This window comes from Ochrobactrum sp. SFR4, from assembly GCF_019730395.1.
GTDB lineage: Bacteria > Pseudomonadota > Alphaproteobacteria > Rhizobiales > Rhizobiaceae > Pseudochrobactrum.
On record NZ_JAAPBB010000592.1, the window covers coordinates 1 to 301 of the forward strand.

Here is a 301-nt window from a genome sequence, read left to right on the forward strand (position 1 = left end):
GTACCGGAAGTACAAGGGCGCTAAGCTCATCTTTTCTTGGCTGTTGTTATGCAGATCCAGCTGCCGGAAAACTCTTGTTTAAACTGTTATGAGTTCAGTGCTCCTTAGCCGAAAACAGCAAACAGGCTTGAAGTAATTGCCCAGATAAGAAATGCGGCTGGGACAGCCAGACCGGCCAGAAATATCCCGAGAAAAACAAATGCCGCTTCATCCGTACGGTTTTTCATTTGATCGGCAGGCTTTTGCCATTGAGCGGGTACACCATCATACATTGCAGGTCTCCTCCGATATAGTCTTAATG

General features: G+C 46.8%; 1 protein-coding gene. It reads right to left on the reverse strand.

The window, feature by feature from the left end; genetic code table 11:
* Positions 1-104 precede the first annotated feature (104 nt).
* Positions 105-301 (reverse strand): hypothetical protein (locus HBA93_RS20400; protein WP_221724489.1); only part of this gene is annotated, 197 nt, incomplete at its 5' end.